This is a genomic window from Burkholderia sp. AW49-1 (genome assembly GCF_053427845.1).
This window is the reverse complement of record NZ_JBSAXF010000014.1, coordinates 26992-41584: the sequence shown is the minus strand read 5'-3', so window position 1 is coordinate 41584 and position 14593 is coordinate 26992. Positions and strand designations below refer to the sequence as shown.

The 14593-nt window shown below is 67.1% G+C and carries 10 protein-coding genes and 1 pseudogene; 4 read left to right on the top strand and 7 right to left on the bottom strand.

The genetic code is table 11. The features are described 5' to 3' along the window. Positions 1-2: 2 nt before the first annotated feature. From ACV22W_RS21120 to ACV22W_RS21105, 4 genes and pseudogenes are all read left to right on the top strand, one after another. The gene (locus tag ACV22W_RS21120; RefSeq protein ID WP_448021476.1) at positions 3-1196 is read left to right on the top strand and encodes an ABC transporter ATP-binding protein; all 1194 of its coding nucleotides are present in this window, start codon (positions 3-5) and stop codon (positions 1194-1196) included. A 29-nt stretch (positions 1197-1225) separates the two neighbouring features. Further along, a complete protein-coding gene (locus tag ACV22W_RS21115) occupies positions 1226-2161 on the top strand; it encodes an AraC family transcriptional regulator (RefSeq protein WP_448021475.1) in 936 nt (311 codons plus the stop codon). Further along, positions 2158-3615: pseudogene (gene xylB, locus ACV22W_RS21110) on the top strand (xylulokinase); the annotation flags it as partial. The gene ACV22W_RS21115 and the pseudogene xylB, both read left to right, overlap by 4 nt. 141 nt (positions 3616-3756) lie before the next feature. Beyond that, on the top strand, positions 3757-4200 hold the full coding sequence (locus ACV22W_RS21105) for a GNAT family N-acetyltransferase (protein ID WP_448021642.1): 444 nt from the start codon (positions 3757-3759) through the stop codon (positions 4198-4200). A 130-nt stretch (positions 4201-4330) separates the two neighbouring features. On the opposite strand, the gene ACV22W_RS21100 is transcribed toward ACV22W_RS21105, so the two are convergent. The 7 genes from ACV22W_RS21100 to ACV22W_RS21070 all read right to left on the bottom strand — a co-directional run bounded on the left by ACV22W_RS21100 (position 4331) and on the right by ACV22W_RS21070 (position 14507). Continuing rightward, positions 4331-7216, bottom strand: a complete 2886-nt coding sequence (locus ACV22W_RS21100) for a beta-propeller fold lactonase family protein (protein WP_448021474.1) — start codon at positions 7214-7216, stop codon at positions 4331-4333. A 269-nt stretch (positions 7217-7485) separates the two neighbouring features. Next, complete coding sequence (locus ACV22W_RS21095) at positions 7486-9420, bottom strand: SMP-30/gluconolaconase/LRE-like region family protein (RefSeq protein ID WP_448021473.1); 1935 nt, start codon at positions 9418-9420, stop codon at positions 7486-7488. Positions 9421-9879: 459 nt separating this feature from the next. Beyond that, positions 9880-11178, bottom strand: coding sequence for a dicarboxylate/amino acid:cation symporter (locus ACV22W_RS21090; RefSeq protein ID WP_448021471.1), 1299 nt, complete (start codon positions 11176-11178; stop codon positions 9880-9882). Positions 11179-11523: 345 nt separating this feature from the next. Continuing rightward, positions 11524-12729, bottom strand: a complete 1206-nt coding sequence (locus ACV22W_RS21085; RefSeq protein ID WP_448021469.1) for an MFS transporter — start codon at positions 12727-12729, stop codon at positions 11524-11526. A gap of 10 nt (positions 12730-12739) precedes the next feature. Beyond that, entirely contained in the window at positions 12740-12925 is a 186-nt protein-coding gene (locus tag ACV22W_RS21080) for a DUF1289 domain-containing protein (protein WP_059508013.1), read from the bottom strand. Between the two features lie 2 nt (positions 12926-12927). Continuing rightward, positions 12928-14223, bottom strand: coding sequence for a CDF family Co(II)/Ni(II) efflux transporter DmeF (dmeF, locus tag ACV22W_RS21075; RefSeq protein ID WP_448021467.1), 1296 nt, complete (start codon positions 14221-14223; stop codon positions 12928-12930). 11 nt (positions 14224-14234) lie between these two features. Next, complete coding sequence (locus tag ACV22W_RS21070; protein WP_448021465.1) at positions 14235-14507, bottom strand: metal/formaldehyde-sensitive transcriptional repressor; 273 nt, start codon at positions 14505-14507, stop codon at positions 14235-14237. Positions 14508-14593 lie beyond the last annotated feature (86 nt).

The following is a 14593-nucleotide window of genomic DNA, read 5'->3' as shown; positions in this document are numbered from 1 at the left end:
CCATGGCCCAGATCATCTGCAAGGCTTTGTCGAAACACTACGACGGCGGCCCCGCCGTGCTGCACCCGCTCGACCTCGAGATCGCCGACGGCGAATTCATCGTGCTGCTCGGCCCGTCCGGCTGCGGCAAGTCGACGATGCTCCGGATGATCGCCGGTCTCGAGGCGATCACCGGCGGCGAGCTGGTGATCGGCGACGCCGTCGTCAACGATCTGCCGTCGCGCGAGCGAAACGTCGCGATGGTGTTCCAGAACTACGCGTTGTATCCGCACATGACGGTGTACGACAACATCGCGTTCGGCCTGCGTCGGCTGAAGGTACCGGCCGACGAGATCGACCGCCGCGTGCGCGACGTCGCGCGCATCCTGAGCCTCGATGCGCTGCTCGAGCGGCGGCCGCGCGCCATGTCGGGCGGTCAGCAGCAGCGCGCGGCGATCGCGCGCGCGATGATCAAGACGCCGGCTGTGTTTCTGTTCGACGAACCGCTGTCGAATCTCGACGCGAAGCTGCGCACGCAGTTGCGTGGCGACATCAAGCGGCTGCACCGCCGGCTGAAGACGACGACACTGTACGTCACGCACGACCAGCTCGAGGCGATGACGCTCGCGGACCGCGTCGTGCTGATGCGCGGCGGCCACATCGAGCAGATCGGCACGCCCGCCGAGCTGTACGGCCAGCCGCACACCGTATTCGCCGCGGGGTTCGTCGGCACGCCCGCGATGAACTTCGCGGACGGCACGATCGAGCGCGCCGGCGCGAACCTGCTGCTCGACTGCAACGGCGCGCGCTGGCCGCTCGCGTCGCCGCGCTTCGCGCGGCTGCAGCACGGCCAGCAGGTGAAGGCGGCAATCCGCCCGAACCACCTGCGACTCGTTGCCGAAGGCGATCCGGCCCCGGGCGTGCTCGCGCTGACCGGCACGGTGGAACTCGTCGAGCTGCTCGGCGCCGAGGCGCTCGTCACGCTGGACTGGCACGGCCAGCCCTGCGCGGCCCTCGTGCCGGCACCGATGGCCCCGGCGCCCGGCGCCGTGGTAGCGTTCCGCTTCGACGAAGAAGCGCTGCACCTGTTCGACGCCGGCACCGAGCGCAACGTCGCGCTGCCGGACGCGAACCCGATCGCGCACGCGGTGCCGCCGGCGGCCGCGACGCGCGCCACGCCGCCCGCCGCGACGGGCTGGTCGATGTCCCGTTCGTAGCACGCCGGCACGCCACGACGGAGCACACGATGAACCCGGATCTCGAGATCGTTCCCACCCACCGCGACGAATCGTTCCGCGCGTGGGTTCACGACTACCCGCATTCGGTCGCGAAGTGGCACTTTCATCCGGAGTACGAGATTCATCTGATCCAGGCGTCGCACGGCAAGGTGTTCGTCGGCGACCACATCGGCGATTTCGGCCCCGGCAACCTGATCGTCACGGGGCCGAACCTGCCGCACAACTGGGTCAGCGAGCTTGCCGACGGCGAACGCGTGCCGTCGCGCGACGTCGTGCTGCAGTTCTCGCGCGACGCGATCGACAAGATGGTCGGCGCGTTCAGCGAGCTGCAGCCGGTGATCGACCTGATCGACGATGCCGCGCGCGGCGTGCAGTTTCCGGATCACGTCGGTGTCGAGGTCGCGCCGCTCATGCTCGAACTCGCGAACGCACACGGCTGCCGGCGCGTCGAGGTCCTGATGTCGCTGTTCGACCGGCTGTCGTCGTGCGGCGAACGACGCATGCTCGCTGGTCCCGGCTATCGCAGCGACGCACAGCACTATATGTCGTCGACCATCAACCAGGTGCTGTCGTACCTGCAACAGAACCTGCCCGGCATGCTGCGCGAAGCCGACGTCGCCGCGTTCGCCGGCATGAGCGTCAGCACGTTCACGCGCTTTTTCCGGCGCCACACCGGTTCGTCGTTCGTGCGCTACCTGAACCGGCTGCGCATCAAGGAAGCCTGCGAGTTGCTGATGTTTTCCGATCTGACGGTGACCGACATCTGCTACCGGGTTGGTTTCAACAACCTGTCGAATTTCAACCGTCAGTTTCTCGCGATGAAGCAGGTGCCGCCGTCGAAATTCCGCGCGCTGCACCGGCTCAACGAACCGCATGGCGGCGACGATGCACCGCCGCCGCGGCGAGCGCCGTCGCGCACCCCAGACAGGATGCTTCATACGTGACTTTTCTCGGCATCGATCTCGGTACGTCCGAGGTCAAGGTTCTACTCACCGATTCCCGATCGGTGCCGCTCGCGAGCGGCGCGGCCGCGCTGTCGATCAGCCGGCCGCATCCGCACTGGTCCGAACAGAGCCCGCAGGCGTGGTGGCACGCGATGCTCGACGCGATCGCGGCCGTGCGTGCCGCGCATCCGGCCGGCTTCGCCGCACTGCGCGGGATCGCGCTGTCCGGGCAGATGCACGGCGCGACGCTGATCGATCGCGCGGACCAGGTGCTGCGCCCCGCGATCCTGTGGAACGACACGCGCGCCGGCACCGAATGCGTCGAGCTCGAGGCGCTGGTGCCGAACACGCGCGCGATCACGGGCAACATGGCGATGCCGGGCTTCACCGCGCCGAAGCTGCTGTGGCTCGCCAAATACGAGCCCGCCGTGTTCCGCGCGGTGCACAAGGTGCTGCTGCCGAAGGATTACCTGATCTGGCGCCTGTCCGGCGAATTCGTCTCCGACATGTCGGACGCATCGGGCACGCTCTGGCTCGATTGCGCGCGGCGCGACTGGTCCGACCGGATGCTCGCCGCGACCGAGCTGTCGCGCGCGCAGATGCCGCGCCTCGTCGAAGGCAATGCCGCCGCCGCGCAACTGCGCGACGCGCTGCGGCGCGAATGGGGCATCGCCGGGCCGGTGACCATCGCGGGCGGCGCGGGAGACAACGCCGCATCGGCGATCGGCATGGGCGTCATCGGGGCCGGCAGCGGCTTCCTGTCGCTCGGCACGTCCGGTGTGCTGTTCGCAGGCAACGACCGCTTCATGCCGAACCCGGACGCCGCCGTGCATGCGTTCTGCCATTGCATCGAAGGGCGCTGGCACCAGATGAGCGTGATCCTCTCCGCGGCCGCGAGCCTCGACTGGCTGGCCCGCGCGCACGCCACGACCGCCGGCGCGCTGGCCGCGCGCGCCGAACGCGCGAACCCCGCCCGGGCGCCGTTGTTCCTGCCGTATCTCGGCGGCGAGCGTACGCCGCACAACGACGCGCATGCGCGCGGGGTGTTCTTCGGGCTATCCGGCGAACACGATGCGGACGACCTCGCGTATGCGGTGATGGAGGGCGTCGCATTCGCGATGGCCGACGGTTACGATGCGCTGCGCGCGGCCGGCACGACACTCGGCACCGCGTCGTTCATCGGCGGCGGATCGAGAAGCGCATTCTGGGCGCGGCTGTGCGCGAATGCGACGGGGCTGGCGATCCATCGCCATGCGGACGGCGCGGTCGGTGCAGCACTCGGCGCCGCGCGGCTCGCGCGTCTCGCCGCGACGGACGACACGCTCGCGGAAGTCTGCGTCGCCCCGCCCGTCACTGAAGCGATCGCGCCCGAGTCCGTCGCGGCGGATCTGCTTGCAAGCCGGCTCGCGCGCTATCGGCGGCTGTATCGCGCATTGCGCGACGAGTTCGCGGGCGCCGACCGAACGGCGGCGAGCGGTGCCTTCGACCCTTCGTATACTGCGTCCGTCAAGCGCGCTTGAGCGGGGCCTCGTGTCGCCGTTGCGCTTCACGTCACGAATCGATCCATGGAATCCACGCGCGAACGCTGCCCGACCATGCCCCCCGCCATTTGCCTGCGCCCGGCGTCCGCCGCCGACCTGCCGTTCCTGCTGACGCTCCGCCGACTCACGATGACCGAGCATCTTCAACGCGTCGGCGCCCCCACCGACGACGAAGCGCACGACCGGCGCATTCGCGCGAACTTCGAGGACGCGATGATCGTCTCCGCAGGCGCCGGCGCCGATGCAATCGGTTTGCTGAAAGTCACACGCTCCGTCGACGAATGGCACGTTCACCAGATCCAGATCCTCCCGTCGCGACAGCGACAAGGCATCGGCGAAGCCGTGCTGCGTGAGTTGCTGATCGAAGCCGCACGCGCGCACGTGCCCGTGTCGCTCAGCGTGCTGCACGGCAACCCGGCGCGGCGTCTCTACGAGCGGCTCGGGTTCCGGCTCGTGGCGGAAACGGAAAGCAGTGCGACGCTGATGTGGCGTGCATGACATTGGGCGCTCCGGCCCGCCGTTCCCGGACGCGTCCGATCCCGCCCGTGTCGACGGTCACCGCTCGCCTTGCAAAAAACACGGGCCCTCCCGCGAGGAAGGCCCGCTTCCACACCGGGCGGCAGAGCGATCAGTCGTCGTCGCGGCTCGCGACCTTCTGCGTCACACCCCTGAGCTTCGGATACGGCTTCGCGCCCATCATCCCTTTCCACAGCACGCGGTTGAACTGATCCGCCGGCACCTCGTCGGCATCGTCGAAGTCGAACTTCGCCGTCACCTTCGCCCAGTACGCCGCGTCATGCTTCGGCGTGACATCCGGCCCGGATGCGTATTGCAGCAGGTTCTCGCCCGCCCCTTCGGCCAGCCGCAACCCGGTGCCCTTCAGCGCCGTCGACGCGACGGCCGTGTAGCTCCACGACGCAGGGCCGTGCACGTCGAACACGTCGGTCATCGGCCGCTGGTAGGCGGTATTCAGGTTCATGTGCTGCGTGCCGAGCACGTCCTCGATGGTGCGCAGCGCATTGACCTGGCTGTAGCGCGTCCGGATCACCGCGCCCTGCTTCACGTACGGCCCGACGATGTATGCAGGCCCGCGATGCGAATCCACGTGGTCGGGGCCGTCCTGCACGTCGTCCTCGGTCACGACGATCAGCGTGTCGTTCGCATACGGACTCTTCGCGACGGCCTCGACCAGCCGGCCGACCGCGAGATCGTTGTCCGCCTGCTGCGTCTCCGGCGTGTTCACGCCGGCGAACGCCGTGCCGAACGCTCCCATGTGATCGTGTGACAGGCGCACCAGCGACAGCGTCGGCAGGTTGCCGCTCGCGACGTACTGGTCGAACTCGCGCTTCCACTCGTTGAGGCGCCACTGGTCCGGATACGTCTGGTCGAAACCGCGGAAATACACGTCGGTCATCGACGCCAGCCGCGGGTCGAGCGCGGCGACCTGAACGACGCCTGCCGCGCGCGGATCGACGATCGGGTTCGCCGCCGTGCCGATGCTGCCGATGTTGTTCACGAGGAAGCCGTAGTTGCGGACGGTGCCGCCGCCGGCGAGCACCGCGTCGAAGATGTAGCCGCGCTGGCGGCCGAACGGCGCATCGGACGACGCATGGTTGCCGGTGCCGGGCAGCAGGTTCGCCGCGCCGCCCGGCAGGCCGGCGGCCGCGTTGCTGTAGTTCGTGGTGCCGGCCGGCCCGGCCGCCGCATCGCGTTGCTGCACCGACGCCCAGTTGACCGGCACGTTGCGGTTCGTGCCCTCGCTCTCGTACGACAGGCCGCGATTGACCGCCGCGTAGTTGATCTGCTGGGTGATCGTCTCCGTGTTGGTGACGCGCCCCTGCAGCGCCCACGACCAGCCGTCCATGCTGCCGTCGCCCGGGTTCATGAAGTTGTCGAGCGTCACGAACTGGCTCGCCAGACGATGGAAGTTCGGCGTGATGTTGCGGCCGAACTGGGCCAGCTTCGGATCGCCGTTGGCGCCGTTGCCGATGTCGCCGAGCACCTGGTCGAACGTGCGGTTTTCCTTGACGACGTAGATCACGTGCTTGATGTGACGGCGCAGGAAGCCCATCACCTCGTTGTCGCTGTCGTTGTCTTCCGGGCGATAGAAGTTGTTGCGCGCGGCCTGCTGCGTGAGCGTCGGCAACTCGTTGGCCGCCGGCACCGGCGCGCTCACGAGCGACGCGCGCTCGAGCTGGAACTGATACTCGTTCGACGCGTGCGACGCGGCGGCCTGCGCGGGGGTCGCGCCGAACAGGTGGCCGGGGTTCGGGCCGGTCGTGCTCTTGCCGTTCACCACGTACATCCATGTGCCGTCGGCGCTGAACGTCACGTCGTGCGGCTCGAACGCGGTCGGAATCAGGGCGGTGACGCGATAGGCGCGCTCGCCGACGAGCGGGATGACGGCGATTTCGTTCGCGCCGGCGTTGGTCGCATACAGCGTGCGGCCATCGCGCGACAGCGTGACCGCATACGTCGCCGCGCCCGTATGCGCCTGGCCGTGCGCGAGCACGCCCGCCGGCGCGCGCGCGTCGATCCGGGTCACGATCGCGTTGGCGTTCGTGTCGATCACCGCGACCTGGTCGGCATTGTCCTGCGCGACGAACAGCCGCGATTGCGACGCATCGAGCGTCATGCCGAGCGCGTTGCCGTCCAGCTTGATGCGCTTGACCAGCCGGCCTCGAGACGGCGACGACACGTCGACCGCGACGATCTCGCGATCGCGATCCGACGACACGTACGCGATGCCGTTGCCCTTCATCACGACCGCGAACGGGAACGTGCCGCCGGCGTCGCCGCTGCGACCTTCGTTGCCGGAGAAGAACGGACGCAGGTCGTGCTCGTAACGCACGTTGTTGGTCGCGGTATCGATCACGCTGATCGAATCGTTGTAGTTGTTCGCGACGACGAGCGTCTTGCCGTCGGCCGACAACGCAAGCCCGGCCGCGTTCGGCTGCACGCGGATGCCGACGCCCTTGCCCGCGTGGCCGAGCGCGATCGTCGTCGACAGCGCCCACGCGCCGCCCTGCTGCGCATAGACGTAGACCGCATCGTCGCTGCCGCCGGTCGCATACAGCTTGCTGCCGTCATGCGAAAACGCCAGGCCGACGAACGCATTGGTCTGCTGAAGCACCTGCCTGAGCATCGGGCGCGTCTTGTTCGCGCCGCCGACGTCGTACAGGAAGATGAATTGCGTCGAGGCCGCGGTGTCGACCGAACCGTCCGGTTTGTACAGCGAGTTCTGGCCGGCGGTGATGATCGCCAGCGTCTTGCCGTCCGGGCTCAATTGCGAGCGCACGGCTTCCCCCGCGACGAAATGCGGATAGGCCGGCAACCCCGGATTCAGGAACTGCTGGACCGCGCCGCGCACGGCGAGCGGCGTGACGAACTGACCGCTCGGCACGCGGGTGGCGTCGGCGGCGTCGAAACCTTCCGAGTGCGCGTGCGACGCAAGCAGCACGGCCGACATGACGGCTCCGAGTCGGAGCGCGCGCTTGACCTGGCTATTTCTCATAGGAATCCTCTATACCTGTGGGGGCGATTACCGTCTGACGTGTCCGGCATGATCCTGGCCTCGTCTGCCCGTGCCGCGCGGTGGCGGGGGCCTGTGCCAATCGATCGAGTGCGTTGCGTCGGCGATCGCCGACGTGCCGGCATTACATCGCCGCCCAATGTCAAGCGGATGACCGGCTCCGTTGCGGGCCGGCTTATTACACATGGTTACAGCGAAGGCGTTTCGATGACAGCCATCGCGGTGTCATCGTCACGTTCGATGCGTCGCCGTCACGGCGTCCACCGATAGACGGTGATGCTGTTTCCCTTCACGTTGTTCTTCGTCACCACGTATTCGCCGTTCGAGCGGCGGTACGCGCGCACGCTGTACATGGCATCGATCGCGCTGCTGGTATCCACGGTCGCGGGGCTCGCGTTGACGAGCGTCGTGTCGAGATTGCCGGTGTCGAGGTTGAACGCATCGATGTTCGGCCACAGCGGCCCGCTGCTGCTGAACCAGTAGCCGACGAACAGGTGATTGCCGGCCGCGTCGATCGACTTCGCGCCGCTGTGCGGCAGCGTGATCACCGGATTCGGCTTCGTCGTGTTACCGGCGCTCCAGCCGTGGTACACCTCGATGCGCGTGCCGATCGACGTCCAGTCGGTACTGCCGACCACACCTTGCGCGAGCACCATCGTGTCGCTGTCGGCGAGATAGACGATGCGCGTCAGCGGCTGGATGCTGGCCGGCACCGGCGTCGGCACGCCCGGCCCCCACGAAGGCTTGCCGCTTGCGTCGAAACCGGTCAGCGGATAGTGATAAATGGCGCCGGTCTTGTCGAGGCCGGCCCAGACGCCGCCCTTGCCGTCGAGGCTGAAGCCGGCCGACACGCGCCGGGTCGTGTTGAACGCGGGCCCCGGGATCGAACCGTCGGGAATCGCGACGTAGCCATTGGCCGCGTTGAAGTGGAAGAAGTAGTAAACCGGCGGATTCTGCCCCGCCGCGACGAGAATCCGGTTCGCGCCGACCGACGTCAGCAGCCCGAAGTGCTCGTCGCGCTGCGTGTCGCTCATGTTGATGCGCGGATCCGACGGATACGCGAACGGATCAACGGTGTTCGCGACGAAGGTGCCGCCCGCGGTGCCGCTGTAGACGTGGGTGCCGCTGTAGAACAGCGCGCCGTCGGTGACCGGATCCGGTGCGGCGATGCCTTCGAAGTTGAGCGACTGCAGCGTCCACCGCAGGCTGCCGGCGCTGCTGTACGCGTGAATGTCGGTCGCGCCGTTGCGTCCGAGATCCCAGCTGCCGCCCCACGGGTTGTTGAGCACGTACAGGTTGCCGGCCGTGTCCTTGCCGATGCCGGCGATGCGGGTGAAGCGCTTCGCGCCGACCTGCCCCTTGATGCCCGTCGTCGTGTCGAGATAGCCGCCGCGCACGCCGAACGTACCGGCCAGCGCGGGCCGCCCCGCGACGGAATAGCGCTTGATGTTCATGTCGGGGCCTTCGTCGCCGACCATCAGCTGCCCCGCCGCCGCGTCGAAATAGAGCGCCGACGGCTGCGACCCGGCGGCCAGCCGGATCGTGTTCAACGGCGCGCCGGCCGGACTGAATTCGACGACCGAGCCCGCGCTCTTCTGCGCGACCCAGATGTTCCCCGCACCGTCGACCGCGAGCGCGCCGGGTGCCGACACGCCGATGTCGCGCTGCCACACGCCGTCGGTCGTGAACACGCGCACGCGATTGCCGTAGAAATCGCTCGCATAGAGCAGCGAGCCGGCCGTGGCGAGCCCGGTGACGACGTCGATACGCGGCTGGTTGGTCGCCGCGGTCACCTGAATCAGCTTGTCGCGGAACCGCGTGGCGCGGTTGTAGCGCCCGACCGCGCCGCTGCCGTATCCGTTGCCGGGCTGCAGCGCGACGAACAGCGACGTCGCATTGCCCGTGATCGCGCTACCCTGGAACTCCGAATGCGTGCCGATCGAGCCGACGCTCTTGCCGTTCTGGTAGATCGCGACGCCGCCCTCGTCCTCGTCCCACATCGACGCGGTGTAGATCACGCCTTCGGGCGCGACCCACATCGAGCGCGCGACGTTGCCGACGTGCGCCGCGAGCGTGCCGTAGGTATTCGCGATCCAGTCGGTGGTATTGGCCGCGTTTCCGGCCGGCGCGATCGCGGCGATCGTGGCGGCGAGCAGCACGACCTGAATCGGTTTTCTGACGACCATGGCTGATGCTCTCCTGAATGGTGGAGTCATTCACATGAAGGAGCAGCCGGATGGTTTGAAAATCGGCAATGCGTAAATACTTCCGCTAAATCACCCGGTGCAGTCGGTATTACATCGCGCGTGCATTCGATAATCGGCAACGCCGAGAATAGCGTCATATAAATCGAAAAAAATTGCGAGCTGCTCGTGCAGGCGGGGCGTGCGACTGCGCGAGAGTGAACGATCACTTGCGCGTTCGCGCATGCTATCGGGGCCGTGCAGCTATCGATGGCGGGAATATCGCCGCGGTGTCGAATGCGGCGTATCGGAAATGGCGGAAGGTTTTTCGGCGAATCGGGAAAATCGCCGGATGCGGGTAAAGACGGGTAAAGGAATGACCGCTGGCGGTTATCGCGCCGGCCCGAATCCATGTGGAATCCGGGCCGGTGCACATCATTTACAGCAGGGAAATCACGCGGACTACGCCGTCTCCCGTGCCTTCACCTGCTTGATCTCGCCGCCGCCGTCCGAATCCGCGTCGTCGCGCGATTCGCCAAGCTGGCCTTCCCACTTCGCGACCACCGCCGCTGCGATCGAATTGCCGACGGCGTTGGTAGCCGAGCGGCCCATGTCGAGGAACATGTCGACGCCCATGATCAGCAACAGCCCGGCTTCCGGCAGATGGAACTGGTTGAGCGTCGCCGCGATCACGACGAGCGACGCGCGCGGCACGCCCGCCATCCCCTTCGACGTCACCATCAGCATCAGCAGCATCGTGATCTGCGTGGCGAGCGGCAGGTCGATCCCGTACACCTGCGAGATGAACAGCACCGCGAACGTGCAGTACATCATCGAGCCGTCGAGGTTGAACGAGTATCCGATCGGCAGCACGAAGCTGGAAATCTTGCGATTCACGCCGAACCGGTCGAGCGCGTCGAGCAGCTTCGGATACGCGGCTTCGGAACTCGCCGTCGCGAACGACAGCAGGAACGGCTCGCGAATCAGACGGATCAGCGTGAACGCGCGCTTGCCGAGGAACGCCACGCCGGCGAGCGTCAGCACGCCCCACAGCAGCGCGAGCGCCAGGTAGAAGCTCGCCATGAACTTCGCGAACGTGAGCAGGATGCCGAGCCCTTCCGTCGTGATCGTCGACGCCAGCGCGGCAAACACGGCGACCGGCGCGAACCACATCACCGCGCCCGTCACTTTCAGCATGACCTGCGCGAGATCGTCGATCACGCCGGTCAGGCGCTTGCCGGCGTCGCCGAGCGCGGACAGCGCGGTGCCGAAGAAGATCGAGAAGACGACGATCTGCAGGATCTCGTTGTTCGCCATCGCCTCGGCGATCGATTTCGGCACCAGGTGGACGATGAAGTCCTTCAGCGTGAATGCGCCCGTCTTCAGGTTCAGCGCCGCGTCGGCGGCAGGCAACGGCAGACTCAGGTGGCTGCCCGGCTTCAGGATCGTCGCGGTCACGAGGCCGAGCAGCAGCGACGTGAACGACGCGATGATGAACCAGCCGAACGCCTTCACGCCCACGCGGCCGACCGAGCCGCTGTCACCCATCTGCGCGATGCCGACCGTCAGCGTCGCGAACACCAGCGGCGCGATGATCATCTTGATCAGCCGCAGGAACACGTCGGACAGCAGCGACACGTAGCCGGCGACTTCCTTGGCCATTTTCGGGTCGGGAAACGCGCTATGACAGGCGTAGCCCACGGCAATGCCAAGCACCATCGCGATGACGATGTACTTGGTGATGTTGTGCTTCTTCTTCATTAGCAATCCAAATTACAGAACTTGTGTTTCCAACGGCAGGGAGATCGCCGGCATCGAAATGAGAGCGGTGGTCCACGAGCGCGGCGCGCCGTTTCGAGTGCCGGTGCCCGTCCGCGGGCACGGCCACGACGAACAGGGGGGGCATTCTATCGCAAACACCGGACAATCTTTCAAATCTGAAAGCAGCGGGCGATGCGCGGCGCGGGAAAGGAGGCGAGGCGGACCCTCGCCGGCCGGGGTCGGGGACGGGTGGACCGCGACGGCGGGTGCGTTCTTCGGGCACCGTCGTGCCCGGCCGTCAGCTCGGCCTTGAGCCGAACGTCGGCAGACCCGGCTGGCGTCGCGTCACGCGTGGGACGTGCCGGGTCGCGGCATGAACCGGCACAGGCACAGCGGCACGACGACCAGCGCCGCGCCCGCGAGAAACGTGGCCGACGCGCCGAAATGCGTCCACAGCGCGCCGGCGATGCTGCTCGCGAGCAGCATGCAGATGCCGCTCACCAGATTGAATACGCCGAACGCGGTGCCGCGCAGCGTGGCCGGCGAGGTTTCCGACACCATCGCGGCGAGGATGCCCTGCGTGAAGCCCATGTGCAGCCCCCACACGGCCACGCCGGCGAACATCGAGATCGTCGACGTGCCGATGCCGAGCAGCAGGTCGGCCACGATCAGCAACACCATGCCGGCCGCGAGCAGCACGCGGCGATCGAGCCGGTCCGACACGCTGCCGACCGGCCAGGCCGACAGCGAATAGGTGACGCTCATCGCGACCATTACGGCCGGAATCCATGCCGCATCGAGCCCCGTCTGCTGCGCACGCAGCACCAGGAACGCCTCGCTGAAGCGCGCGAGCGTAAACGTCGCGCCGGCCGCGACGACGAACCAGTAGCTGCGGGGAAACTCGCGCAGGGCGTTCCAGCGCAGCGGCGAGCGAAAGCGCCGGTCCGGTTTCGACTGCTCGGGCTCCCGCACGCCGAAAACGATCAATGCAATCGCGACGAAGGCCGGCACCACGGCAAACCACAGCACGGTCCGAATGCGATCGCCGAACCACAGCATCAGCACGATCGCGAGCATCGGCCCGAAAATCGCGCCCACGGTATCCATCGACTGACGCAGGCCGAAGCACGCGCCGCGGATTTCGGCCGGCGCGATGTCGGCCACCAGCGCGTCGCGCGGCGCGCCGCGAATCCCCTTGCCGACGCGGTCGAGCAGGCGGGCCGCCACGACGACGGCCGGCGTGGACGCCAGCGGAAACAACGGCTTGGTCAGCGCCGCGAGCCCGTAGCCGACCAGCAGCAGCCCCTTGCGGCGCCCGAGCCAGTCGCTGATCGCACCGGAGAACACCTTGACGATCATCGCCGTCGCTTCGGCCGCCCCTTCGAGGACGCCGAGCGCGGCGACGCTCATGCCCATCGTCGACACCAGGTAGATCGGCAACAACGCATGGATCAGCTCGGACGACAGGTCCATGAAGAGGCTCACGAGGCCCAGGGCCCACACGGTCCGTGGAATCGCAGGTTTGCGGACAATCGGTGACGGAGCGCTCATGGTGTCGTGATCAGTCGGTCGTTTCCCGCGTCAGTTTCGCATGCCGCCGCGCGCGGTCGTTCACGATTTGATGGCGCCGGTGGTCCGTCATCTTCTTCCAGCCACGCGCCTCGTCGCGCGTTCGCAGGCATGCCACGCAGTAGCCGGTGCGACCGTCGAACGAACACACGTCCACACAAGGGGACTTGACCGCCATGCTCATCGTCCTCGCGTCGCGGGCACGACTTCGACGGTGACGTGCGACAGATTTCTGAATCGCTGCAGTACGCCATGATAGAAGCGCGCATCCCGATCCGGATCGGTCGTCGTCACCGACACGACCGCACTCATGTGCCCCGGCCCGAGCCGCCACACATGCAGGTCGCCGACACGGTCGCCAGTGCCTTCGATCGCGCCGCGCACCTTGTCCGCCAGACGGCGATCCGAACTCATGTCGAGCAGGATGCCGCCCGTGTCGCGCATCAGGCCGTACGACCAGTTCGCGATCACCAACGCGCCGATGATGCCGGCCAGCGGATCCATCCACACCCAGCCGAACGCACGCGCGAGCAGCAGCCCGCCGATCGTCAGCACGGAAACCGCGGCATCGGCGATCACGTGGATGTAGGCGGAGCGGATGTTGTGATCGCGCGCCGCCGCCGCGGACGCGCCATGATCGTGTTCCTCGAACGCCAGTTCGTGTTCGCGGCCGTTCAAGCGCACGATCGCCTTGAATTCATGCGGTTCGGGAATGGCTTCGGTCGACTCCAGATACCCATCGCGGCTTTGCATCGCGAACACCTGACGCGAGCCGTCCGGGCGGATCGTCGTCACCGACACGGCGCCCGCATCGACGAGCGTCGTCTCGTGCGTCGCAGGCGCGACGCGGAAAACCGGCGGGACGCCCGCCTCGAACACCGACACGACGAATGCGCCCTGCGGGTCGAAGATTCGGTGCGCTTCCTCTTCGTGGTCGTGGTCGTGATCGTCGTGATCGCCATGGTCGTGCCCGTGGTGATGACCGTGGCCATGACCGTGGCTATGGCCATGATGATCGCCGCTCAGCAGCCAGACGCTCGCGATGTTGACGAGCAAGCCGGCTACCGCGATCGGGATCGCCTCGCCGAAATGGATCGGGACCGGGGCGAGCAGGCGCGCGACCGCTTCGTACCCGATCAGCAGCGCGATCATCGCGAGCACGATCGCGCTCGTGAAACCGGCGAGGTCGCCGAGCTTGCCGGTGCCGAACACGAAGCGCGGATCGTTCGCATGCTTGCGCGCATAGGTATAGGCGAACGCGGCGATCAGCATCGCGCCCGCGTGCGTCGACATGTGCAGGCCGTCCGCGATCAGCGCCAGCGAGCCGAACAGCGACCCGCCGACGATCTCGGCCACCATCATCGCCGCGCACAGCGCGATGACCATCCAGGTCCTGCGTTCGTTCTGCTCGTGCGCCGCACCGAGAAAAATGTGGTCGTGCGCTTCGCCGAAGGCGTCGTCGCTGAAATTGCTCATTCCGCCTCCCTTTACTTGAAGTAGCTGTGTACGACTTCGATCAGTTGCTCGGTCGCGCTGCCTTCGTCGTCGTGCCCTTCGGCGTCGACCAGATGGCTGCGGATGTGCTCCTCGAGCACGACCGCGAGCAGGCCGTTCATCGCGCCACGGCCGCTGGTGATGAGGCGGAGGATTTCGTTGCAACCGCGCTCGTCCGCCAGCGCGCGTTCGATCGCTTCGACCTGTCCCTTGATACGGCGGACCCGGTTCAGCAGCTTCTGCTTGTCCTTGATGGTGTGGCTCATGGTGGTTCCTTCCTATAGCGGGGGGGACTATATCTCAAATCGCCTTTCCATATAGGGGGGAGGGGCATAGACCCGGCTAACGCAAG

Coding starts and splice junctions, on each gene's coding strand:
- ACV22W_RS21115 (WP_448021475.1), top strand. CDS start 1,226: ATGAACCCGGATCTCGAGATCGTTCCCACCCACCGCGACGAATCGTTC.
- ACV22W_RS21105 (WP_448021642.1), top strand. CDS start 3,757: ATGCCCCCCGCCATTTGCCTGCGCCCGGCGTCCGCCGCCGACCTGCCG.
- ACV22W_RS21085 (WP_448021469.1), bottom strand. CDS start 12,729: ATGAGCGCTCCGTCACCGATTGTCCGCAAACCTGCGATTCCACGGACC.
- dmeF (WP_448021467.1), bottom strand. CDS start 14,223: ATGAGCAATTTCAGCGACGACGCCTTCGGCGAAGCGCACGACCACATT.
- ACV22W_RS21095 (WP_448021473.1), bottom strand. CDS start 9,420: ATGGTCGTCAGAAAACCGATTCAGGTCGTGCTGCTCGCCGCCACGATC.
- ACV22W_RS21100 (WP_448021474.1), bottom strand. CDS start 7,216: ATGAGAAATAGCCAGGTCAAGCGCGCGCTCCGACTCGGAGCCGTCATG.
- ACV22W_RS21120 (WP_448021476.1), top strand. CDS start 3: ATGGCCCAGATCATCTGCAAGGCTTTGTCGAAACACTACGACGGCGGC.
- ACV22W_RS21090 (WP_448021471.1), bottom strand. CDS start 11,178: ATGAAGAAGAAGCACAACATCACCAAGTACATCGTCATCGCGATGGTG.
- ACV22W_RS21080 (WP_059508013.1), bottom strand. CDS start 12,925: ATGGCGGTCAAGTCCCCTTGTGTGGACGTGTGTTCGTTCGACGGTCGC.
- ACV22W_RS21070 (WP_448021465.1), bottom strand. CDS start 14,507: ATGAGCCACACCATCAAGGACAAGCAGAAGCTGCTGAACCGGGTCCGC.